Origin of the sequence: Sphingosinicella microcystinivorans (assembly GCF_003634215.1) — a bacterium.
Lineage (GTDB): Bacteria > Pseudomonadota > Alphaproteobacteria > Sphingomonadales > Sphingomonadaceae > Sphingosinicella > Sphingosinicella microcystinivorans.
Genome location: NZ_RBWX01000009.1, coordinates 25,374 through 48,848 on the forward strand (window position 1 = coordinate 25,374; position 23,475 = coordinate 48,848).

18 protein-coding genes are annotated in these 23,475 nt (G+C 65.3%); 2 read left to right on the forward strand and 16 right to left on the reverse strand.

Annotated features, from left to right (window positions below; genetic code table 11):
- Positions 1 to 34: 34 nt before the first annotated feature.
- The 5 genes from DFR51_RS12435 to DFR51_RS12455 form a co-directional block, all read right to left on the reverse strand.
- Positions 35 to 2,218, reverse strand: a complete 2,184-nt coding sequence (locus DFR51_RS12435) for a TonB-dependent siderophore receptor (RefSeq protein WP_121051679.1) — start codon at positions 2,216 to 2,218, stop codon at positions 35 to 37.
- A 121-nt stretch (positions 2,219 to 2,339) separates the two neighbouring features.
- A complete protein-coding gene (locus DFR51_RS12440; RefSeq protein ID WP_121051681.1) occupies positions 2,340 to 3,323 on the reverse strand; it encodes an alpha/beta hydrolase in 984 nt (327 codons plus the stop codon).
- Between the two features lie 4 nt (positions 3,324 to 3,327).
- Positions 3,328 to 4,851: an APC family permease gene (locus tag DFR51_RS12445; protein WP_121051682.1), complete on the reverse strand. Its 1,524-nt coding sequence runs from the start codon at positions 4,849 to 4,851 to the stop codon at positions 3,328 to 3,330.
- A 74-nt stretch (positions 4,852 to 4,925) separates the two neighbouring features.
- Positions 4,926 to 5,522, reverse strand: coding sequence for an FMN-binding negative transcriptional regulator (locus DFR51_RS12450; protein WP_121051684.1), 597 nt, complete (start codon positions 5,520 to 5,522; stop codon positions 4,926 to 4,928).
- Positions 5,519 to 6,586: a PepSY-associated TM helix domain-containing protein gene (locus tag DFR51_RS12455; RefSeq protein WP_160119272.1), complete on the reverse strand. Its 1,068-nt coding sequence runs from the start codon at positions 6,584 to 6,586 to the stop codon at positions 5,519 to 5,521. The genes DFR51_RS12450 and DFR51_RS12455 overlap by 4 nt, the downstream gene beginning before the upstream one ends.
- Before the next feature lie 308 nt (positions 6,587 to 6,894).
- Here DFR51_RS12455 and DFR51_RS12460 point away from each other — a divergent pair, with 308 nt between their 5' ends.
- On the forward strand, positions 6,895 to 7,587 hold the full coding sequence (locus DFR51_RS12460; RefSeq protein WP_197723643.1) for a PEP-CTERM sorting domain-containing protein: 693 nt from the start codon (positions 6,895 to 6,897) through the stop codon (positions 7,585 to 7,587).
- A gap of 60 nt (positions 7,588 to 7,647) precedes the next feature.
- Here the strand turns inward: DFR51_RS12460 and DFR51_RS12465 are convergent, their stop codons facing one another.
- The 4 genes from DFR51_RS12465 to DFR51_RS12480 all read right to left on the reverse strand — a co-directional run bounded on the left by DFR51_RS12465 (position 7,648) and on the right by DFR51_RS12480 (position 11,977).
- A complete protein-coding gene (locus DFR51_RS12465) occupies positions 7,648 to 8,412 on the reverse strand; it encodes a hypothetical protein (protein ID WP_121051690.1) in 765 nt (254 codons plus the stop codon).
- Between the two features lie 97 nt (positions 8,413 to 8,509).
- Positions 8,510 to 9,397, reverse strand: a complete 888-nt coding sequence (locus DFR51_RS12470; protein ID WP_121051692.1) for a pirin family protein — start codon at positions 9,395 to 9,397, stop codon at positions 8,510 to 8,512.
- Complete coding sequence (locus tag DFR51_RS12475) at positions 9,394 to 10,803, reverse strand: coniferyl aldehyde dehydrogenase (protein ID WP_121052460.1); 1,410 nt, start codon at positions 10,801 to 10,803, stop codon at positions 9,394 to 9,396. Before DFR51_RS12475 ends, DFR51_RS12470 begins: the two co-directional genes overlap by 4 nt.
- A 133-nt stretch (positions 10,804 to 10,936) precedes the next feature.
- The gene (locus DFR51_RS12480) at positions 10,937 to 11,977 is read right to left on the reverse strand and encodes a hypothetical protein (RefSeq protein WP_121051694.1); all 1,041 of its coding nucleotides are present in this window, start codon (positions 11,975 to 11,977) and stop codon (positions 10,937 to 10,939) included.
- Between the two features lie 218 nt (positions 11,978 to 12,195).
- Here DFR51_RS12480 and DFR51_RS12485 point away from each other — a divergent pair, with 218 nt between their 5' ends.
- On the forward strand, positions 12,196 to 13,926 hold the full coding sequence (locus tag DFR51_RS12485) for a DUF885 domain-containing protein (protein WP_160119273.1): 1,731 nt from the start codon (positions 12,196 to 12,198) through the stop codon (positions 13,924 to 13,926).
- Between the two features lie 58 nt (positions 13,927 to 13,984).
- Here DFR51_RS12485 and ftsH read toward each other — a convergent pair whose 3' ends face one another.
- From ftsH to DFR51_RS12520, 7 genes are all read right to left on the reverse strand, one after another.
- Positions 13,985 to 15,928: an ATP-dependent zinc metalloprotease FtsH gene (ftsH, locus tag DFR51_RS12490; protein ID WP_121051698.1), complete on the reverse strand. Its 1,944-nt coding sequence runs from the start codon at positions 15,926 to 15,928 to the stop codon at positions 13,985 to 13,987.
- 74 nt (positions 15,929 to 16,002) lie between these two features.
- Entirely contained in the window at positions 16,003 to 16,974 is a 972-nt protein-coding gene (gene tilS, locus DFR51_RS12495) for a tRNA lysidine(34) synthetase TilS (protein WP_121051700.1), read from the reverse strand.
- On the reverse strand, positions 16,946 to 17,839 hold the full coding sequence (locus tag DFR51_RS12500) for a tol-pal system YbgF family protein (protein WP_207790683.1): 894 nt from the start codon (positions 17,837 to 17,839) through the stop codon (positions 16,946 to 16,948). Before DFR51_RS12500 ends, tilS begins: the two co-directional genes overlap by 29 nt.
- Positions 17,840 to 17,912: 73 nt before the next feature.
- Positions 17,913 to 18,779 carry a helix-turn-helix domain-containing protein gene (locus DFR51_RS12505; RefSeq protein WP_160119274.1) on the reverse strand — a complete coding sequence of 289 codons (867 nt, stop codon included), beginning with the start codon at positions 18,777 to 18,779 and terminating at the stop codon, positions 17,913 to 17,915.
- A gap of 89 nt (positions 18,780 to 18,868) precedes the next feature.
- Positions 18,869 to 21,148 carry a phosphoenolpyruvate--protein phosphotransferase gene (gene ptsP / locus DFR51_RS12510; RefSeq protein ID WP_121051706.1) on the reverse strand — a complete coding sequence of 760 codons (2,280 nt, stop codon included), beginning with the start codon at positions 21,146 to 21,148 and terminating at the stop codon, positions 18,869 to 18,871.
- Positions 21,145 to 22,137 (reverse strand): NAD(P)H-dependent flavin oxidoreductase, encoded by a 993-nt coding sequence (locus DFR51_RS12515; protein WP_121052462.1) that lies wholly within the window; start codon positions 22,135 to 22,137, stop codon positions 21,145 to 21,147. The genes ptsP and DFR51_RS12515 overlap by 4 nt, the downstream gene beginning before the upstream one ends.
- Before the next feature lie 29 nt (positions 22,138 to 22,166).
- Positions 22,167 to 23,411 (reverse strand): aspartate kinase, encoded by a 1,245-nt coding sequence (locus DFR51_RS12520; RefSeq protein WP_121051708.1) that lies wholly within the window; start codon positions 23,409 to 23,411, stop codon positions 22,167 to 22,169.
- Positions 23,412 to 23,475: the final 64 nt, after the last annotated feature.

Below are 23,475 nucleotides of genomic sequence, written 5' to 3' on the forward strand. Positions count from 1 at the left end.
ATTTACCGCCTCACCCCAGGCTTACGCATACAGATCAGAACTTGCGTGTCACCGTTCCAATGACCTGGCGCCCCGCGCCGTAAGTGCAGCTGGCTACACCCGCACACCGCGCCACGTAGGTCTTGTCGAAGATATTGGACCCATTGATTGCAAAGCGCCATTCCGGCGTATCGTAGTGGACGATCGCATCGAACAACGTCGCGCTTTCACCCCAGAACACCTGACCTCCGCTCGGGAAGCCGCCAGCGCTCTTGCTCGTATATCGTCCTCCGATTCCGAAACCGAGCCCGCCGAGCGAACCCTGCTGAATCGTATAATCGACGAAGAGCGACAATTTATGCTTCGGCGTTGTCGGCAGAACCGCGCCCGCATCGCCAAACAGGCTCTTCTTCACCTCGCTATGATTGTAGCTGTACGATCCATTGATCGATAATTGCTCTCGAATACGAGAGACAATTTCCACTTCGCCGCCATAGACTTCGACCTCACCGGATTGGACATTGCCAATCGGCACGCCCGTAGAGCCCACTTGAGAGGAAACAAGGTTCTTCTGTTTGATCTGGAAGGCTGCGGCCGTCACAAACAGTTTAACGTCATCTCCCAAACCGCGAGCGTCATACTTGATGCCGCCTTCAATCTGGCGGCCCGTGGTCGGGTCATAGGGGTCGCCCTGGTCATTTGTCCCGATTGTCGGTTCGAATGATGTGGCATAGCTCAGATAAGGTGCGATGCCGCTATCGGCGACATAATTGACACCAACGCGGTATGTGAATTTGTCCTGTTTGGTTTCCGCACTCGTGGCAATCGCCTCTATCTTTACCCAATCGTATCGGCCGCCGGCCGTAAGGTAGAAGTTGCCAAACTGAATTTGATCCTGCGCATAAATGCCGGTCTGTTTCAGCCGCTGATTGTTGAAAGAGAATGGATAACCAGGCGTGTAATTGGCCTGAGGCGCGTAGACCGGATCAAACAGATCGATCGTGTTGGCGAAGATGAAACCGAAATCCGCCTTGTTGTAGACATTCCGGTAATCGACGCCCACCAGCAACTTATGCTCCGCTCCGCCGGTGGCGAAATTCGTGTCGATCCGGTTGTCGGTGGCGAAGCTCGTCACATCTTCGGCGTAGCTGAAGTTGTATTGCTGCACCGTACGATAATAGCTCGGATCAAGCGGATTTGTCGTGTTGACGAGACCGCCGCCGCCATAGATGCCCGTGGGCGTCCGCTCCTTGTATTCGCTCCATTTGGTGTTCGAGCTGAATTTCAGGCTTTCGGAAAATTCATGCCGGAAATCCCAGCCGAGCGCGAACTGCCGCCGCTCGTAGAGGTTGCTCGGATCGCCGAGGTTGACGCTCCGCTTCACCTTGCCGACGGGGTTGTCGAGCAGCGTGCCGTAAACAGGCAGGAAGCCGTTCGTATCGCCGCGGACTTCGTCGTACTGATAATAGCCAAGGCCGGTGATCGATGTGTTGTCGCCAAGGCGCCACGTCAGCGTCGGCGCCGCCGTCAAGCGCTTCGCGGATACGTGATCGCGCTCCGCATCGCGATCCCGGTAAAGCACCGTGAAGCGCGCATCCACCGAATTAGAAACCGGCCCCGTCATCGTGGCGGCGAGCTGCTTGTAATCGTCTTCGCCGTACTTGGCGCTGATCTCTCCGCCAAAGCTGCTCTGCGCGCGGCGGCTGACCTGATTGTAGATACCGCCGGGAGGGGCATTGCCGTAGAGTACCGAGGCCGGTCCCTTCAGCAGGTCGAGCGATTCAAAGGCGTAGAGATCGACACCGACCGAATAGATCGAGGTGGAGATCGGCGCCGCGAGGCCGTCGATGTACTGCTTCGGCGTGAAACCACGGACAGTGAAGAAGTCGAAGCGGAGATCGGGGCCGTAATTCTCGCCGAACACGCCGGCCGTGTAGCGCACGGCCTGCTGCGCATCGATGAAGTTCAGCAGGTCGATCTGGTCGCGCGTCACCACCGAGATCGACTGCGGCGTCTCGATGAGCGGGATGTCGGTCTTGCTCGCCGTCGCGCTGCCTTCGGGCACATAGTTGCGCGCGGTGACGACGATCATGTCTTCCCCGTCCACCGTCGTGCGGGTGGTTTCGATGGAAGCGCCCGCAGGCGCGGCCTCCTGCGCCATTGCGGGAAGCGCGGTGAACCCGGTGAGTGCCGCCCCGGCAAGCAGCAGCGTTTTCAGCGTCCGGTCATGAACGGTCATTGCATTCCCCCTTTTGACGAAATGAAGTTTCGAACCTCATGTTGATTATGAGGCCCAGATTACTCCCGCCGGACCCGAACGGCGTCTCGGCGCAGGGTCTAACTGTATCGAGATCAGGCCATTATTGCGAGTTATTATCATTATCTATGCAAATCTGCCCCGTCAACCATGTCGAGGCTTCGGCAAGCGCGCGGTCGGCCAGCGGCGAGATCGAGACGGCTTCCAGGAAACTGTGGGTGGCGCCCGCGTATTCGCGTAGCGTTACCGGCACACCGGCGGCACGCAGCCGGTCCGCCATCGCCCGGTTTTCGTCCGCCAGCACATCGCAGACGGCAATGGCGAAGAATGTCGGCGGCAGCCCTTTAACCTCGGCCAAGAGAGGGGAAGCCAGCGGCGCGCCGCGGTCCTGCGGCCCGCGCAGGTAATTCGTCCAGAACACGCCCATCTCGGCGGTCGTGAGATTGTATTCGGGCCCGTCGTAGCGCTGATAGCTCGGATAGGCCGCCCGCTGATCGAAAGCGCCGTAGTTCACCAGAATGGCGGAGAGCGGTGCGTCGCCATCTTGAAGCAGCGCGAGATTGGCGGCGACCGAGAGGTTCCCGCCCGCCGAATCGCCGCCGATCGCGATCCGCTGCGGATCAAGCCCGTGCGCCGCGCCATCGACGCGCAGCCAGCGCACCACCGAGACGATTTCGTCGAGCGCCAGCGGGAACTTCGCTTCGGGCGAGAGGCTGTAGTCGATGCCCACCACGGCAACGCCCGCCCGCGCCGCATATTCGCGCATCAAGCGGTCATGCGTATCCAGGCTGAACATCGTCCAGCCGCCGCCGTGGACGTACATCAGCACAGGCAGCATCGCTCGTGCGTCCGGCCGATAGATGCGAACCCTGACATCCAGCGGACCAACTTTCAGCGTTTCCGTCCCGAACATCGCGGGGCCACCCGCCGCCCACGGCGCGCGCACCTCTTCCGCGATCCGCCGCCGTTCGGCGAGCGGCAGGCGCTCGAATTCAGGATAGCGGCCGTAGGCGGCAGCCACCTCGCGCTGGAAACGGCGAATGTCGGGGTCGAGGTCATCGGCGACCCCGGCTGTCGTCTGGTTCATGGATTCAGGCTTCCGAAAGTGCGCGGCGCAGGCGCGAATGGCGCACGCCGTAGAGAAGGTAGAAGGCGATGCCGAAGGCGATGTAGAGGCCGAGAATGGTGGCCGGCAGCCACTCGCCGACCATCGCCTTGCGGATGATGTCGAGCACCACGGGCGCCATCATAAGTACGCAGAAGACGAGCGCGAGCATCGGCACCACGCCGAGCCACAGCGTCCCGACGCGGAAGCCGCCGAAGGGCACGCGGAACGGGCGCGGCAGGTCCGGCTGCGTGCTGCGCAGCCAGATGACACTGATCGCCACGGTGATGAACACGCAGCCCGTGCCGAGGCTGACGAGATCACCCAGCATCGAGATCGGCAGGAACGCCGCGGCGATGCCTGCCGCCAGTGCGACAAACCACGTGCCCTGGTGCGGCGTGCGGAAACGCGCGTGCACGCGGCTGAAGAGCGGCGGCAGCAGTCCGTCCGTCGACATGGCGTAACACACGCGCGAATGCGCGTAGGTGTTCACCATCAGCACCGAACAGAGCCCCGTGAGCGCACCCACCTTGATGACGATGCTGAGCACCGGCATCCCGATCGCCGAAACGGCGACCGCGACCGGATCGGGCACGTTCAGCATCTTGTAGGAGACGAGGCCGGTCAGCACCGCAGCCACTGCCATGTAAACGACCGTGGCGATGGCGAGCGCGCCGAGAATGCCGATCGGAATATCACGTTGCGGCTTCTTCGCCTCCAGCGCGGCGGTCGCCACCGCTTCGAAGCCGAGGTAGGCGAAGAACAGGATCGATGCGCCGCGCAGCACACCCGCCCAGCCGTAGGTGAAACCGCCTTCGTTTTCGGGGATGAACGGCTTCCAGTTCGCCGGATCGACATGCGGCAGGCCAAAGGCGATGAAGGCAAGCAGCACGCCCACTTTCACCGTCACCATCACCGCGTTGATCGTCGCGGACTGGGAGACGCCGCGCACCAGGATGAAGGCGAACAGCAGCACCGCCGCGGTCGCAACAAGGTTGATGCCGCCGCCGGTCACGAACGCGGTGCCCGCCTCGCCCGCCGCTGGCCGGATGTAAGGCGTCGCCAGAACCGCCGGGATGTGAATGCCGAAATCGCCGAGCAGGCTGACGAGATAGCCCGAAACACCCACCGCGAGCGCGGACCCGGCAAGCCCGAGTTCAAGCATCAGCATCCAGCCGAGCCCCCACGCGAAGGCCTCGCCAAGCGCTGCATAGGCATAGCTGTAGGAGGCGCCGGAGACCGGCAGCGTCGAGGAGAGTTCGGCATAGCAAAGCCCGGTGAACGCGCAGGCGAGCCCCGCGAACACGAACGACAGCATCACTGCTGGCCCCGCATAATTCGCGGCCGCCGTGCCGGTCATCACGTAAACGCCCGCGCCGATGATGCACCCGATGCCGATAAGCACGAGGTGCACGGGGCCGAGCGCACGGTGGAGACCGTGGCGGTCGATATCGCTGCGCACGTCGGCGAGCGGCTTCCGGATCAGATATTGGGTCGGCGCGCGCGCCATAGCCTCAGTCCCCCCAAAGGAGGATGCAGTTTACTGATGCCGCTACGGCCCTGCCCACGCAATCGGGCCGGGCGTCATTCCTTCCGGGCCTGAGCGCGCATGGTTTCTGCGAGCGCCGGATCGGGATGCCGCGTCACGATTTCATCGAAGGTTTGCGCGCTTTCGTCCTGCCCCAGCTTGAACGTGGCCTGCTCCGAAAGCACCCGCGCGCGGAAGGCTATGATATGGTCCAGCATCGGCGCTGCACGGGCGCCCATCTCCGCGACCGTCCATGCACCGGGCCCGGTCCCTTCGAGGTGCGCCGCCAGCCGCTCGACCGCGCTCGGCGTTTCGTCGGGCACGAACACAACCTCGGTCTCGAAGCGCACGACGGCATAATTCCACGTCGGCCCCCACGTCGGATTGGTAACGAGACGCGGCGACACGTAACCCTGCGCGCCCTGAAAAAGGATCGCGGCGTGCGGATCGGCCTGCAGTGCAGCAACCTGCGGGTTGCGCTTCGCGAAATGCCCGAACAGCGCAACCACACGTCCCTCGTTGTCGCACTCGGCAAGCAGCGGCAGCGGCGTCGAAACGAAACCGCTTGGCCCGTTCGAGACAACCCACGCCAGCGGATGCGCGGCAATCAATGTCGCGACATCGCCCTTTGCCCGTGGAACGAACACACTCATCGCACCCTCATCTTTCGCCGCGCTGCCCAGAGCAGGATGCCGACAATGATCATCGTTACAAGCCAAACGCCGATCGCGGCAACCGCGATGCGCCCGGCCAGCCCGCCCATCTCGCCCGTGTGGAATGGAAACAGCCCATCCACAAACGCGCGGCTTGGCGCGGCATCGAGCGCGTCGAAGCGCGCGAGAATGCTGCCGTCCACCGCACTCACGAACACGCGCGTCGCGCCATACGCCCGCCGCGCTTCCTCCGGCTGCGTCACCCGGATCTGCCACACCGGCCCTTCACCCTCCGGCGGATAGACCGCCGCGAGCGTCGATCCGGGATAGGCCGCGAGCGCGGTCTCGGCGGCTGCGGCAAGGTCGACGCGCGCTGCCCCCGTCGGCGCATCCGCCGGGGTGGCAATCGGCACGGGCTGCACGATGCGCTCCACACCGCCCCCGAAGGTCAGCATCACGCCCGCAGCCACACTTGCGAGCGCGGGGATACCCACGAGGAGGCCGAGCGTGCGATGCCAGCTGTAATGGCGAACCGCCGCCTGACCCTTGCGTTGCACACGGAGCGTGCGCGCCCACTGGCCGCGTTTCGGCCACGCGATATAGAGCCCGGAAAGGATGTTCGTGAACAGCAGGATGCCGCTGATCCCGACGATCCAGCTTCCCGTGTCCCCGGCGAGCAGATTGTGGTGGATCCGCACCAGAGGCCTTGTCCACGACGCCGGCCCCGTGCCATCGCCATCCACGAGGATCTGCCCCGCGCCGTCGATACGCACGCTGCGGTTTGCCTCCGGCACATCGCCCGTGATGCTCACGTCATAGCGATCGGGCGCGCCCGCGCCTGTCCAGATCGAGCCCAGCCGCGCGCCCGAACCTTCGGTCAGGTCGGCGACCGTGCGTTCGATCGCGGCAAGATCAGTCTGCCGATGCGTGCCGGGGATGAACGCATCCCGGATTTCCCAGTGAAAAACGATCAGCACGCCGGTCAGCGCCTGCACCAGCCAGAATGCCGCCGCCGCAAGTCCAGCCCAGCGGTGCCAGCGGATCAGATTTGCTTTCAGCGCCATTAAGGCCGTCCCTTCTCCGATAGCGGTTTGAAAATCAGTCGAATGCCGCATCTTCATAAGGCGACCAGAGCGACGGCGCTCGTCCAAACAGGCCAGCGTATTGTCCTATTGCGCCAAGCTGCGCGCCCATTCGCGACCCACCGGCCAAACCTTGGGTCGGGTTTGAACAGTGTCGAGATTTATTACAACACTATAATCCCGCAATGTAATTAACCATAACAGGCGTTGAAAAATCTCGATTGGCACAGTCGTTGCTGTTCATGTGAACAACAAGGCCAATTCATTACTATAGCGTTATGGAGATTGTGATGCGTTCGACGATGACCCGGAGCCTGCTCGGTTCCGCACTCACCATCGGCCTGCTGGCCGGCGCAACCGCGGCGAGCGCGGCCACTCTGTTCCAGGACAATTTCAACCGCGGCGTCGGCTCTTTTGTCGGCAACGGCTGGGTTGAAAACCACACCAGCGAGGTTGATCTCTTCACCCGCGGCTACGGCGATCAGGTGATGCGCCTTAAGGAAAATCCCGCCGGCGAAGTCACCGCCACGCAGAACGACATCGACCTCACGGGCTACGAGAACATCGTCCTTTGGTTCGATTACAAGCCCTGGGAAACCGAAGCCGGTGACATTCTCGAAGTCTACTTCGGCGATCTCGTCTACTCGGTTTCGCTCGACGGCGCGTGGAACTGGACCAATGTCTCGCTCGCGCTCGACGTGAAGGATGTCGCGGGGCTCGACCTCATCTTCAAGCTGGTCTCCAAAGACAACTCCTACTCTTACTCCGAGTGCACGAAAACCGATCGTTGGGGCCGGTGCACGAAGTGGAAGACGCATTCGTGGGACGACTACGAGGATTGGGTGAAGATCGACAACGTCCTCATCACCGGCGATCTGATCCCGCCGCCGCCGCCCATCGATACGCCGGAACCGGCCGCGCTGGCTCTCTTCGGTCTCGGCCTCGCAGGTCTCCGCGCTGCGCGCCGCCGCAAGGCGAAGTAAACCAGTCGTATACGCTGAAAGAAGCGGCGGTCCGAAAGGGCCGCCGTTTTCTTTTGAAGTCTAGTGCCGCGCCGCGCGCCGTTCGAGGCCGTAGTCGATGCGGATGCGCACCCATTCACCGACCATCGCCCGTCCCCCGATCTGCGGCGGACGCACACGGAACTGCCATGCGGCGGCGAGCACTGAGCGCGCGATGTTCGATCCCTGCGGATACTCGCCGAGCGCCACGCAATCCTCGACACGGAAATCCTGCACCGTGCGGCACGCGATGAGGCCCCACCCCGGCCCGCGCGCCGTCGAAAGATAGCCGGCCAGCTCGTCATCATAAGGTTCGCGGTACCACGACGCCGCATAAAGCGGCTCGCCGTTCGGCCCCGTCCCGTCGACACGCTGGCTGTCCCCGGCAAACGTCGGTGCGGGTGGTCCCATCATGGGCCGCGGCGCGGGCGCCGTCGGCGGCGGGAGGTTTGCGATGTCCGTCGCCGCCATCTCCTCGCGCGACAACTGAATGACCGGCAGTTCGATCGGCACCGGCGGGGGCTCGATCGGCGTGGGCGGCGCCTTCTGCTCGGGCGGCTGTGCTGCGGCGCTTTGCGTTTCCGGAGCTTCCGCCTCGCTCTCGGGCTCCTCGTCCCGGATCATGTCGAGCCGGAACACCGCCATCGGCACCACCTTTTCGGTGATCGACGGCGCCAGCGTCAGCAGCAGCAGCGCCAGAAGACCTTCGACAAAGAGCGCGAACAGGATGCCCGCGCCGCGCCGCCTCAGCCCCTCGCGAAGGCGCGCGGGCAGAGAACGCAGGAAAGGGCCGACCGACTGGAACACGCGAGCAATCCCGGCAAAAGCCGGGCAGCTACGACCCGGACGCGAGCCAGCGATAGGGCGGCTCAGCGTTCAAAACAAGGCGTTCCAGGCGCGGGCGCTATGCTTTCGGCCGCGGGTCGCTCGGCAGCGGGATACGCTCGTCGTCGTCACCGGGGATGTGCCCGAAACGGTCCGCCTCCCAGTCATCAATCGCCTGATTGATGCGCTGCGGACGCGACGAGACGAAGTTCCACCAGATCTCGCGCGGCCCATCCATGGCCTTGCCGCCGAGCATCAGCACGCGCGCATCCGTCTCCGCCGTCCATTCCACCTTCGCGCCGGGTTCGAGCACGAGCATCGTCGCTTCCTCGGCCACCTCGCCGCCCGTAAGCGCGATGCGGCCGCTCGCGACATAGATCGCGCGTTCCTCGTGTTCAGTGCAGACATCGACGCTTGCCCCCGCCTTGGCGTCCACGTCGACATAGAACGTCGGCCAAACCACTCCCACGGGCGATTGCTTGCCATAGGCCGTGCCCGCGATCACCGTGAGCCGCGCACCATCCTGCTCGATTACCGGGAGCGTGTCCGCCGGGTGATGCACGAAACTCGGCTCCACCTCCTCGTGCGTTTTCGGGAGCGCCACCCACGCCTGAATGCCCTCCATGCGCTGGCCGCTGGCTTCCACTTCGGGAGAGGTGCGCTCAGAATGCACGATGCCCCGCCCCGTCGTCATCCAGTTCACCGCGCCGGGGCGGATCGCCTGCGCGCTGCCCAGGCTGTCGCGGTGGAAGATCTCGCCATCGAACAAATACGTCACAGTGGCGAGGTTGATATGCGGATGCGGGCGCACGTCGAAACGCTCGCCGGGCGCATAGTCCACCGGCCCGAAATGATCCCAGAAGATGAACGGCCCGACCATGCGCTGGCCCGCCACCGGAAGCACCCGCCGCACCACGAAGCCCCCTCCAAGATCACGGCGGCGGCCTTCGATGCGGCGGAGGATCATGGCTTCAGTTCCCTTGCGAGTGTGGCGCGGGTTTTCTTCCCGTAGGGAGGTTTCAAGCCCGCGAGGCCCGCAAGGTCAAGCTTCGGCTGGCGATAGACGCTCTTCGCGTGGCTGAACGTGCGGAAACCGTCAGCCCCATGGTAGCTCCCCATGCCGGACGGGCCCACGCCGCCAAACGGCAGATCCTCCGCCGAAACATGGAAGATCACGTCGTTCACCGTGACCCCGCCCGACACCGTACGATCGAGCACCCGGCGTTCCTCCGCACCGTCCGTTCCGAAATAATAAAGCCCGAGCGGACGGTCGCGACCGTTCACGAATGCCACCGCCTCGTCCGTCTCGCGGTAGGTCTTCACCGGCAGCACAGGCCCGAAAATCTCCTCCTGCATCACGCGCATATCGTCCGAAACGTTGCGCACGATGCTGAGCGGCATCTTGTTCGAATTGGTGTTCGTGAAATCCTCGTTCGCCGGATTCACCGTGACGATCTCGGCGCCCTTCGCGGTCGCATCATCAAGCAGGCCCTGCAGCCGCTCGCGATGGCGTGCGTTCACCACCGACGTGTAGTCGTCGTTCGCGAGGAGCGAGGGGTACATTTTCGCCGCCGCCGTCTTCAGCCCCTCCACGATCTCGCCCTCCTTCTCGCTGGGCACGAGCAGATAATCGGGCGCAAGGCAGATCTGCCCCGCGTTCATCATCTTGCCGAGCGCGACACGCTCCGTCGTTTGCGCGATATCGGCGCTGCGCGAGACGATGACGGGTGACTTGCCGCCGAGTTCCAGCGTCACCGGCACCAGATTGTCCGCTGCGGCGTGCAGGATGTGCTTCGCGACCGCCGTGGCGCCCGTGAAGATCAGGTGATCGAACGCCAGCCCGGAAAACGCCTTGCCCACCTCCGGCCCGCCGATGACGAAGCCGAGTTCGCTCTCGTCGAACGCCTGCGCAGCAAGCTCAGCCATCAGCGCGGAGGTGACGGGCGTGAACTCCGACGGCTTCACCATCGCCCGGTTTCCCGCGGCGAACACGCCCGCGAGCGGCCCGAAGGTGAGGTTTACCGGGAAATTCCACGGGCTGATGATGCCGACGACGCCCTTGGGCTGATAAACGACCTCCGCCTTCGCCCCGAGCAGCCCGAGCGGAAAATCGAGCTTGCGCCGCTCGGGCCGCATCCACGCGTCGAGATGCTTGATCGCGTGTTTCAGGGGCTTCACCGAGGACATGATGTCCGTCACCAGCGTCTGCTCGGCGCTCCGATGGCCGAAATCCTCCGAGAGCGCCTTCACGAACCGGTCCCGATGCGTCAGCACGAGGTCGACCGCGCGGCGCAGGCGATCCTTGCGAACCGCCGCGCCCACCGGCAATTCCGCCATGAATGCCGCACGCTGCCGCGCGAGCAGCGCGGTCATCGCTTCAATGGATTTTGCCTCGCCCGGCAGAATGGCTGCAGTCGCCACAACGCGCCTCCCTCAAAACGCATGGATTTGAGCGGGACTTTAACCCTTGGCGCGCGGCATGACCATCCGCGCGGAATCGTCAGGGTTACGCGCAGCGATCCGTATAGACAGCCGCCTCGCGCGGGGTCAGCGGCTTCAGCGCCTCATCGAGCGAAAGACTGAAGCCTTCCCACGGCTGCTGCGGCGGCCGCGCGCCCGTTACCCACAGATAGCCGGGGCGCTTGCCGGGCGCCGAAAGACGATACCACACCGGCGCGTTCAGCCCCTTCAGCTTCGGGCAGCGCGCGAGCGTCGCGGTATAGCCCGCGCCCTTCAGCGCCGCGAGCAGGGCGGGTGTGCCGATCGGCTTCCCCTCGTTCTTGAAATAGAGGTTCATCACCATCGTGCGCGCGCCGCCCGCGAGCACCTTCAATTGTTGCCCCGCGACGGTGGCGATGCCCGCGCGGCGGAAATATTCGCCGTTCGACATCGGCTTGTCGAGCATCTCGGGTGGCAGCGCCGCCCAGGTGACATGCGGCGCGGTTTCGATGTGCCGCCAATCGTAAAAGCTGTTCGCCGCATACTCGCCCGGCTTCAGCAGCCCGCCGAGCACCGCCGCGAAACCGTCCGCAGGCGTCTTCGCGGGCGCGGCAGGCTTTGGAGGAACCGCCGCAGACGTGGGCTTGGCAGCGGCTGCCGAAGGCGCGGCGGGCAGCGCCGCGCCGCACTGACGGAACAGCTTTGCACGCACCACCTGCGTCATCGGTGCGCCGATGGGCGTCTTCAGCGTATTGTCATGCTCGATCGAAACGAGCCCGCGCTTTTCCTCCGCGTTGAACATCATGATGACGGGCATATTGTCCCCGCCCCACTTGTCCTTGCCGTATTTCACATACACCCATTGCTGGATGCCTTCGTACTGCGCGCCACCCGCGCAGGAATAGCAGACGCTGACCGGAAGCGGCCCCTGCCGCCCCGCCGCCGTATCGATGAACACGCCCGTCTTGCCGACCTCGATGCGCGGCTGCTTCGAACAGTCCCCGCCGGGCGCATAGCGGCCATAAAGCTCTTCGCTCGGCCGGTCCGTCTGCGCGGCGGCGGTTCCCGACGCCAGCACCAGAGCTACAAACAGCGCACGCTTCAGCATAAGAGCCCCCTTCCCTATCCATCCCATTCGATCGTTTCGACTATGTGACGACCCGGCTGAATACAAGCTGAGCGCGAGTTCTGGCTAATCCGCCGTCAATTCTCTGCTTTTGAAAATTTTGTCTTTACCGGGATTGCACACCCCTCCCTCACCGCACCATAGAGAGCACGGGACGACGGAAAAGCGGGAGGGTTGTAATGCGTATAAGGCGACATGGTTTGGCGGGGCTCACGATCGCGGCGCTCGCACTCGCGTCCACGGCGCTGCCACAGGCAGCGGCTGCGCAGTCCCCGATTGACGCGCTCTCCGACCGTTACATCACGCTCCTGCTCCGCACCTACCCCGAGCTTGTGCCGCTTTCCGGGATCGAGGGTGCACGCCAATCGGCATTGCCGCCCATCGATGCTGAAAGCCTGAAAACCGTCGCGGCCGAGGAGGATCGGCTGTGGCAGGATCTGAACGGCGTGGACGAAGCGAAGCTCGACGACGCCGGCCGCGCTTCCTACGCGCTGATGGCCGATGGGCTAGAAGCCGCGCGCGCGCAGCGGGTCTGCAAGCAACCGCTGTGGAGCATCAGCCACATGACCGGCTGGCAGGTGAATTTTTCCCGCCTCGCGCAGGCGCAGGCCACCGGTACGCCGGATGCGCGCGAAGATGCGATCCGGCGCTGGGAAAGCCTGCCCGCTTATGTCGATCGGGATATCGCCAACCTGCGTGAGGGGCTGAAGCAAGGCTATGCCGTTCCGCGCTCCGTCGTCACGCGCGTCATTGGCCAGCTCGACCGGCTGCTTGCTCTGCCCGCCGAGCAGTCTCCTTTCTACGCCCCGGCCCGCGCCGACAGTGATGCCGCCTTCAAGGCGCGCTTCAAAACGATCGTCGCGGAAGGCGTGCACGGCGCCGTGAAGCGCTACCGCGATTTCCTCGCCGGGGAGTATCTGCCGAAAGCGCGCGAAGGCATCGCGCTTTCAGCGTTGCCGAACGGTGCCGCCTGCTACCAGGCGCTTCTCCGTGCCTCGACGACGCTGGACCGCACGCCTGCCGAGGTCATGGCGGTCGGCGAGGCGGCTGTCGCGCAGAACGTCAAGGATATCATCGCGATCGGCGGCAAGCGCTTCGGCACGTCCGATCTCGCATCCACGCTCGCCGCGGTGAAGGATGCGCCGGACAATCATTTCACCACCGCCGATGAACTCGTCGATTTTTCGAAGCGGGGCCTCGCACGGACGACGAAACTCAGCGCCGCAGCTTTCCAGCAGCTTCCAAAACAGCCAGCCGCGATCGAAGTGCTGCCCGCGACGGAAGCGGGTAGCGGCGTTCCCGCACACTATATCCCCGAGCCTGATCCCTCGAAGCCCGGCCGCTACATGCTGCCGCTCGATCACTGGAAGACCGAAACGAAGGGCGGCGCCGAGATCACGGTCGTGCACGAGACGATCCCCGGTCATCACCTGCAGATCGCCATGACGCAGGAGCTGGCGGCAAAGGTGCCGCTGCTCCGCATCCCCCTCGTCGGCGCCTACATCGAAGGCTGGGCGCGCTATTCGGAGCGGCTGGCGGAGGAACTGGGCGTTTATGAAACGCCCTACGCGGGCATCACGCGGCGCGCGTGGATGGCGCGCGGCATGGTCGTCGATCCGGGCATCCATGCATTCGGATGGAGCCGCGAGAAGGCCATGGCCTATCTCGTCGAAAGCGGCCGCTTCGACGAGGCTGCGGCTGCGGACATGCTCGACCGGATCGCCGTCATCCCCGGCCAGCTCACCTCATACGACAGCGGTGGGCTCGAAATCGCGGCCCTGCGCGCGGAATCGGAAGCCGCGCTCGGCAAATGCTTCAACCTGCCGGCCTTCCACCAGCAGGTTCTTTCCGGCGGCGCGCTGCCGCTGAAGGCCCTGCGCAGCCGCGTCGAAGCGTGGCAGATCGCAACGCGCAAAGCCTGCGCGAAGTAAGCCCGAACGAAAACGGGGCGCCGAAGCGCCCCGTCCGTTTTTTCTTGCCTGCCGCGGTTTAGACTCCCTGCGGGCTCGGCTCCCCGCCGAAGCCGCGCTTGCCGGTCTTCGGAATGGCACTCACGCCGGTCGAAGCCGCGGTGGGCCGGTTGCGGGAACCGCGGTCGCGGTCCACGCCTTCGCCGGCGAGCAGCGACTTGATCTCGTCGCCCGAGAGCGTCTCGTATTCGAGCAGCGCCTGGGCGAGCGTGTGCAACTCCTCGTTATTCTCGGTGAGCAGCGTTTTCGCCCGTTCGTAGCCGCGCATCACGATGCCCTTGATCTCGTCGTCGATGATCTGGGCGGTCTGCTCCGACACGTTCTGCGTCTTCGTCACGCTGTGGCCAAGGAAGACCTCTTCCTGGTTCTCGGCGAGCTTCATCGGCCCGAGCCTGTCGGACATGCCCCACTGCGTGACCATGCTGCGCGCGAGGTCCGTCGCGTACTGGATGTCCGACGAAGCGCCCGAGGAGACCTTGTCGTAGCCGAAGATGATTTCTTCGGCGACGCGGCCGCCCATCGAGACGGCGAGGTTCGCGTGCATCTTGTCGCGATGGTAGCTGTACTGATCCCGCTCCGGCAGGCGCATCACCATGCCGAGCGCGCGGCCGCGCGGGATGATCGTCGCCTTGTGGATGGGATCGGACGCCGCCTCGTGCAGCGCGACGATGGCGTGACCGGCCTCGTGATAGGCGGTCATCTTCTTCTCGTCCTCGGTCATGATCATGGAACGGCGCTCACTGCCCATCATGACCTTGTCCTTGGCTTCCTCGAACTCGGCCATGCCGACGAGGCGCTTGGACTTGCGGGCCGCCATCAGCGCCGCTTCGTTGACGAGGTTTGCAAGGTCAGCGCCCGAGAAGCCGGGCGTGCCGCGCGCGATCGTACGCGCCTCGACATCCGGCGCCAGCGGCACTTTGCGCATGTGGACGCGCAGGATCTTCTCGCGGCCCTCGATATCCGGGCGCGGCACGACGACCTGGCGGTCGAAGCGGCCGGGGCGGAGCAGTGCCGGATCGAGCACGTCCGGGCGGTTCGTCGCGGCGATGATGATGATGCCTTCGTTGGCGTCAAAGCCGTCCATTTCGACGAGAAGCTGGTTCAGCGTCTGCTCGCGCTCGTCGTTGCCGCCGCCGAGGCCGGCGCCGCGATGGCGGCCGACCGCGTCGATTTCATCGATGAAGATGATGCAAGGCGCGGATTTCTTCGCCTGCTCGAACATGTCGCGCACGCGGCTCGCGCCGACTCCGACGAACATCTCGACGAAGTCGGAGCCTGAAATGGTGAAGAACGGCACGTTCGCTTCGCCCGCGATGGCGCGTGCGAGCAGCGTCTTGCCGGTGCCGGGGCTGCCCACGAGCAGCGCGCCCTTCGGGATTTTGCCGCCGAGACGCGAGAAGCGGCCCGGGTCCTTCAGGAAGTCGACGATTTCTTCAAGCTCTTCGCGCGCTTCGTCGATGCCTGCGACATCGTCGAAGGTCACGCGACCCTGCTTTTCGGTGAGCAGCTTGGCCCGGCTCTTGCCGAAGCCCATCGCGCCCTTACCCGCACCGTTCTGCATCCGCTGCATCACGAAGATCCAGATGCCGAGGATAAGGAGGAACGGCAGGATGTTGATGAGAATCGCGGCGAGCAGCGAGCGGCTTTCCTCCGGCTGCGCCTTGAACTTGACGCCCGAGGCTTCGAGCCGTTCGACGAGGCCGGGGTCGCCCGGCGAATAGGTGCTGAACATCTCGCCGCTGGTCAGGCGGCCCGCGATGTCCTGTCCGCGGATGTCGACCTCGCGGACGGCGCCTTCGTTCACCTTGGTGATGAACTCCGAATAGGCAAGCTGCTGCACCGCACCCTGGGACTGCGGCGCGTTGTAAACGGAAACGAGCACAACAACCGCGAGCAGAATGACCGCCCACATCGCGAGGCTCTTGCCCCAGGGTCCGGTCGGTCGCTTCTTGTTCTCGTCCATCGGGTTCGTATTCCTGAAAAGGGTTCAGCTCTAAGATAGGCGCGCAGGCGTTAACGACAACCGCTATTGCGGCGCTATTCGGTGGATGCGCGCATTTTTCGCGGTAGCTCGCGCCGGAAGCGCCACAGCGGCCCGCCTTCCGCCCGCACGCCGCCCAGCGTACCGCCCTGCCCGGAAAGCAGGCGCTGGAGCGCCGGGCCGTCGGGCTCGGCGCTCCGAAGCTCTCGAAACGCCTTCAGCACAAGCCGCCGGACCAGCTCCGCAGGTAGCCCGCGCGTATCAAGCGCGATCGCCTCCCCGGAGACGCTGGCGCGCCCGGCCCAGGCTTCGTCCGCCGTCCACTGAAGCGCGGCTTCGGCTTCGGCCAGATGCGCCGCCGTCGCAACCGCGCCGCCTGCGTCCACCCCTCCCCCCGCCAAAACCGCCCGCGCGCCGGTTCGGTCGTATGCGTCGCTCCGGTTGCTGGGGTCATCGACAGCGGCAAGCCCGGCCGCGTCCACCAGCCCGACAAGCTCGGCCTTGCGCGCGCCAAGCAGCGGGCGGAGCAGCGTGACGGCGTAACCCTCAACAGCCCGCCGCGCCCGGATTCCCGCCATGCCGCCAAGCCCGCTGCCGCGCGACAATCGCATCAGCAGCGTTTCGGCCTGATCGTCGGCATGGTGCGCGGTCATCAGCCAGCGCACACCATTGGCATCGCACCAGCCCGCCATCGCCGCATAGCGCGCACCCCGCGCCGCCGCCTGCACGCTCGCCGTCCGTGGGACATCGACCGAAAGCGTCACGTGCGGCACACCGAGCCCCGCGGCAATGGCCGCAACATGGCTCGCCTCCGCCGCCGCCTCGGGTCTCAGCCTGTGATCAACGGTAAGCGCCACCACGTCGAAACCGGCACGGCGTGCGAGAAGGAGCAGCGCAAGACTGTCCGGACCGCCCGATACGCCGAGCGCCACCCTGCCGGAAAGATCCGGCGCCAGCGCTTCGACCGCCGAGCGGAAGCGCTCCGGTGTCAGGCCGGGGTCAGCCGCAGCGCGCTGCCGAGCGGGCATCCACGAGCTGCGTTCGGAGCGATTGCGAGAGCTTCTTGCCGTAGCTTTCCTCAAGCTGCGTATAGGCCTCGCACGCCTTGGCGGGGCTGGGCGGCGAGAAGGCCATCAGCGACTTGCCGAGCCAGAGCAGGCTTTCGGGCGCGCGTTCGCCCTCGGGCCGCTTCTGGTAGTTTTCGAGCAGCGTACGCGCCGCCTGCACAGGCTGGTTCTGCGCGAAATAAGTGCGGCCGAGCCAGTATTGCGCGTTGCTCGCGCGGGCGTGCTTCGGGTTCTTCGCGATAAAGGCGGAGAGCGCCTTTTCGGCAGCCGGATAGTTCTTCGCCGTCACGAGGCCGTAAGCGGCGTTGTATTCCTGCTCCGGCGTCAGCGGCGTGGCGACCGGGGCCGCTGCTGTCGGAGAGGGCGTTGTCGCGGTCGTCCCCGGCGCGCCGGGGGGCGGGAACACGCCTGCCGTGCCGGGCGCAGGGGGCGGTGCGCCACCCTCCAGCGTCGTCAGGCGGAACTCCGCATCGGTCTTGAACTTCTCCAGCGCCGCTTCGAGCTGCCGTACCTTGAAGCTGTTTTCCTCAAGCTGCCCGGTCATCGTGGTGAGCTGGTTTTCCAGCGAATCGACACGGCGGGAAAGATCGCTCAGCGGATTGGACGCGGGCACGCCCGGCGCCGTCACCGGTGCGGCGGGGGCCTGAATCTCCGGCTCGAAATAGTCTTTCGATCCGCCGGGAAACACTTTGCGCTGCACGGCGCGCATTTCGCTTTCCAGCTTCTTCACCCGGCCTTCCACCTGCTGCACCGTCTGCTGCGCGAAGGCAGGCATCGCGGGAAGCAGCAGAGGCAGGGTCAAAAGGAGGAGATATCTGGATTTCATCATGACTTTCCCGACAATTGATAGACGCGGGGCCGAGCCTAGCAACCCGTCCCTTGCCTGAAACTGAAGCGCATCACTCCGCGCGCGGTTGCGTCCGTGCGGCGAGACCCGCCGCCGTCAGCGGCACGTCGCGAACCGTTTGCGTCGCGGCGCCGAGCGGCGGTATCGCCGTGCCGCCCACGGTAAGGTCGAGCGCGCCGGCGCGGCCCGTCCAGAGCAGCAGGTCCTGCCGATCCACGGGAACCTCATAACGGTCGCCCGCCGCCATAACGCCCTGAAACACGGAACGGCCCGTGCTCGCCTCGTAAATCTTCACCCACGCGTCCTCGCGCGCGGTCACGACGATCGCGCCGCCCGTCGGTACAGCAGGCGCGGGCGCGGCAGCTGCGGTCGCCGCTGCATCGGTCGCAGGCACGTCCGCGGCTGCGGGCTGCGGCGCAGCGGGCGGCGTATCCACCGCAACGGTCGCACCATCGTCAGATCCCGCCGGCGCTTCCGCCACCACGGGTGTCTCATCCCCGCTGAACCAGCCGAGGCCCCAGGCCGCGACGGCAAGCACGACAACACCGAGCAGAACGATACCGAGCAGCGCGGCGCCGCGTGTCGGCACACGTACGTCCTCGATCGGCTCGTGATCCATCGTAGGGACCACCCGGTCGGGCTTCGTCGTTTCGCGGCGAAACTGTTCCGCCGTCGTATCGGGATCGAGGCCGAGAATGCGCGCGTAGGATTTCACGAAACCGATCGTGTAGGGCAGCGCGGGCAGCGTATCGTGCTTGCCCTCTTCAATCGCGGTCAGGTGCCGTACAGGCACGCGGGTCTGGTGGGCTATGTCAGCCAGTTCCCGGCCGAGTTCCAGCCTGCGCGCCCTAAGCACCTCGCCGATGTGGCGCGAGCCGCCGAGATCAATACCATCCTGCGTTTCCAGCTCGTCGCTCACCAAAACCCTCCGAACAGACGCCAACTCGCCCAATTGCCACGTTCGCGCGCAGCTTCGCCACTGTCAACGCGCTTCATCGCGCCGCAGCCTCAGCCAGCGGCGATGCCGCGGCTCGATGCGTATTCCGTCAGCGCCGCGCGGATGTTGGTCCCCCGGCGCAGCCAACCTTCCATCTCGTGCTGAAGCGGCGCAAGCGCCAGCGAGCGGATCATCGCCTTCATAGGGCCGATGCCCGCCGGCGTGATCGACAGGCGCTCGATACCGATACCGAGCAGCGCCAGCGCATCAAGCGGGCGCCCGCCCATCTCCCCGCACACCGTCACCGGGCGCCGCGCGCCGCGCGCCTGATCCGACACGCGCTTCAGGAAGCGCAGCAGCGAAATCGAAAGCCAGTCATAGCGATCGGCCAGCTTGGGATTGGCGCGATCCGCCGCGAAAAGGAACTGCGTGAGATCGTTGGTACCGACCGAAAGGAAATCGAGGCGCGGCAACAGAAGATCGAGCGATTCCGCGAGCGCCGGCACTTCGAGCATACAGCCGAATTCGATCTTCTTCGGCACGGGACGGCCGCGCGCAACCATGCGGGAAAGCTGCGCCTCCACGAGTGCGCGGGCTTCATCGAACTCCCACGGTTCCGAAACCATCGGGAACATCAGCCGAAGCGTACGCCCGGCGGCGGCATCGATGAGCGCGCGCGCCTGAACCTTCATCAGCCCTTCGCGCTCAAGCGCGAGCCGAAGCGCGCGCCAGCCGAGCGCCGGGTTTTCTTCCACGGTATCGCCCATCATGTAGGGCACGGCCTTGTCGCCGCCGATATCAACCGTGCGGAACGTGACAGGCCGGTCGCCGGCCGCGTCGAGCACGGCTTTGTAAAGCTGCGTCTGCCGCTCCCGGCGCGGCAGCGTCGCTGAAACGAGGAACTGGAACTCGGTGCGGAACAGGCCGATGCCGTCGGCATTCGTGATGTCCAGCGCCTCCATGTCCGAACGCAGGCCGGCGTTCATCATCAGGGTGATACGCGCGCCGTCCACGGTTTCGGCGGGCAGGTCGCGAATTTTCGCATACTCGGCCTGCCGGCGCGCCTTCAGCGCGACCTGCTCCTCGAACTGGTGGACGACCGGCTCGCTCGGACGCACGAACAGCGCGCCGCGCTGCGCATCGAGCAGCAGCGGATCGCCTTCGTAGATCGTGGTACGCAGATCCTTTACGCGGCCCAGCACCGGAATGCCCATCGCGCGCGCAATGATCGTGACGTGCGCGGTGAGCGAACCTTCCTCCAGCACCACGCCGCGCAGGAAGCGCTTGTCGTATTCCAGCAGTTCCGCGGGGCCGAGGTTGCGGGCGAGCAGGATCATGTCCTGCTGCAGGCCGCGCTTCGCCGCCGTATCCATCTGCCCGGAAACAATGCGCAGCAGGCGGTTCGAAAGATCATCCAGGTCGTGCAGGCGTTCTTGGAAGAACGGATCCTTCGTGGCGCGCATCCGTGTGCGCGTCTTCATCTGCACGCGCTCGATCGCCGCCTCGGCGGTGAGGCCGGTGTCGATCGCCTCGTTGATGCGCCGCGACCAGCCCTCGTCGTAGGCGAACATCTTGTAGGTTTCGAGGATCTCGTCGTGATCGCCGGGCGCTGCAAAATCCGCCTGGCCCATCATGTTGTCGATCTGCTCGCGCATCATCTGGAAGGCCGCGTAGACGCGTGCACGCTCCGCCTCGATGTCGTCGGCGACCGTATGCTCCACGATGACACGCGGCTGGTGGAACACCGCCTGCCCGCGCCCCACGCCCTCCACGAGCTTCAGCCCTGTCATCCGCGCGGGACGGCTTTCGCGTTCGCGCGCCTGCTGCACGGTCTGGTCATCCACGAGCCCTGCGGACGCGATCAGTTCCGCCAGCACCATCGCTGTGGTCTGCAGCGCTTCGATCTCGATATCCGCATATTCGCGCGGGTCGACGTGCTGCACGGCAAGAACACCGATCGCGGTTTCCTGCCGAATGATCGGCACGCCCGCGAAGCTGTGGAAGCTTTCTTCGCCGGTTTCCGGCTTGTAGGCGAAATCCGGGTGGGACTTCGCTTCTGCAAGGTTCAGCGCCTCGCGCGTCTTCGCGATCGTGCCGACAAGGCCCTCGCCCACGGCAAGCCGTGTGACGTGGACGGCAGACTGGGCAAGGCCGCGCGTCGCGAAGAGTTCGAGCACGCCGTCGCGCAGCAGATAAATCGAGCACACTTCAGAGGTGAGCGCGCCCGCGACGATATCGACGACGCGGTTCAGCTTCGCCTGCGCGCCCGCCTTGGTCGCCATGACATCGTGAAGCCGCCGCAGAATCTCGCGCGCGGCGCTGGTTGCCGAGACGTTTCTCTCGGCGTTCATGCAGCCTGAACGCCGCGGCGCGCGAGCGCTGCCGCCGCTTCGCTGACCAGTTCGTCGATGATCGCCTGCACAGGCTCCTCGCGCTTCACCATGCCGACCGACTGGCCCGCCATCAGCGAGCCGTTCTCGATATCACCGTCTACCACAGCGCGGCGCAGAGCGCCCGCCCAGTAGTGCTCGATCTGAAGCTGCGCGGCGTCCATGTCCACCGCGCCGGTGTCGAGAAGCCCGGCAACCTCGCGCTGCTTCGCCGTGAACGCCTCGGTTCCGGCGTTCTTCAGCGCACGGACGGGGATCACCGGCAGGCGCGGATCGATCTGCACGCTCGCCACGGCGTCGCGCGCGGCGGCGCGGATGAACGCCTGCTTGAACTTCGGATGCGCGACGCTTTCGCTCGCGCAGACGAAGCGCGTGCCGAGCTGCACACCCGCCGCGCCCATTTCAAGGAACGCCGCGATGGCTTCGCCGTGGCCGATGCCGCCCGCGACGAACACGGGCACGTCGGTGATGTGGGGCAGGATTTCCTGCGCCAGAACGGTCGTTGAAACGGGGCCGATATGCCCGCCCGCCTCGGTGCCCTCAATCACGAGCGCATCGACGCCCGAGCGCACCAGCTTCTTCGCGAAGGCCAGCGCCGGGGCAAAACAGATCAGCTTCGCGCCCGCAGCCTTCACCGCCGCGATCGCCGGGCCGGAGGGAATGCCGCCGGCCAGCGCGATGTGCCCGACCTTTTCCTCGGCGCAGACCTGGATAAGGTCGAGGAGCGCCGGGTGCATGGTGATCAGGTTAACGCCGAAGGGCTTGTCGGTCAGCGCGCGCGTCGCGACGATTTCCTCGCGCAGCCGCGCCGGGTCCATCGCGCCGCACGCGATCATGCCGAAGCCGCCCGCGTTCGAGATGGCGGACACGAGGTTCCGTTCCGAAACCCAGGTCATAGCACCGGCCATAATCGCATAGCGTGTGCCAAGGAAGGCACAGCCGCGCGCCATCAGCGCATGGAGACGATCACGGCCGCCGCTCACGCAGCGGCCCCGGCGGGCTCGGACGTATCATCCAGTCCGTACGCGGTATGGAGGACGCGCACTGCAAGCTCGGTGTATTCCTCGGCGATCAGCACCGAGATCTTGATCTCGGAAGTGGTGATCGCCTTGATGTTGATGCCGCGATCGCCGAGCGCCTTGAACATGGTGAGCGCGACGCCCGCGTGGCTCTTCATGCCGACGCCGACGACGGAAACCTTGCAGACATTGTCCACGGCTTCGAGCGCGCCGTAGCCGATCGCGTCCTTCGCCTTCGTCAGCTCGTCCATCGCCCGGGCGAGCTCGGTGCGCGGCACGGTGAAGGTCACGTCCGTCCGGCCGCTTTCGCGCGCCACGTTCTGCACGATCATGTCGACATTGATGTTCGCGGCGGACAGCGGCTCGAAGATGTGCGCGACGACGCCCGGCGTATCGGGCACGCCGGTCACCGTGACCTGCGCCTCGTTGCGGTTGTACGCGATGCCGGTGATGAGTTCCTGTTCCACGCCTTCTTCCTCGTCGACTACGAACGTGCCGGGCGCGTCGGTGAACGACGACAGCACCTGCACCTTGACCTTTTCCTTCATCGCAAGCTCGACCGAACGGGTCTGCAGCACCTTCGCGCCGACGCTTGCGAGCTCGAGCATTTCCTCGAACGTAACGGACTGAAGCTTCTTCGCCTTGGGCACGATACGCGGATCGGTGGTGTAAACACCATCCACATCCGTGTAGATATCGCAGCGGTCGGCCTTCAGCGCCGCCGCGACCGCAACCGCGCTGGTATCGGAGCCACCACGGCCGAGCGTCGTGACGCGGCCGTCATCCGCGACGCCCTGAAAGCCGGGAACGACCGCGACGCGGCCCGTCGCCATGTCGGCGAGGACGGCGGTGGTATCGATGTCGCCGATGCGCGCGGTCGAATGCGCGTCCGACGTGCGGATGGGAAGCTGCCAGCCGAGCCAGCTGCGCGCGGGCACGCCGATCGCCTGCAGCGTGATCGCCAGCAGGCCGGACGTCACCTGCTCGCCCGAGGCGACGACGACGTCGTACTCAGCCGTGTCGTGCAGGGCGGCTGCCTCCCGGCAGAATCCGACCAGACGGTCCGTCTCGCCTGCCATCGCGGAAACGACGACGGCGACTTCGTTGCCGGCATCCACCTCGCGCTTCACGCGCTGGGCAACGTTGCGGATGCGCTCGATGCCAGCCATCGACGTGCCGCCGAATTTCATCACGATCCGGGCCATGCTCTGGCGCCTGTTCCTTCTTCACGTTCACGAAAACAACCCGGCCGGAACCGGCCGGTACGAA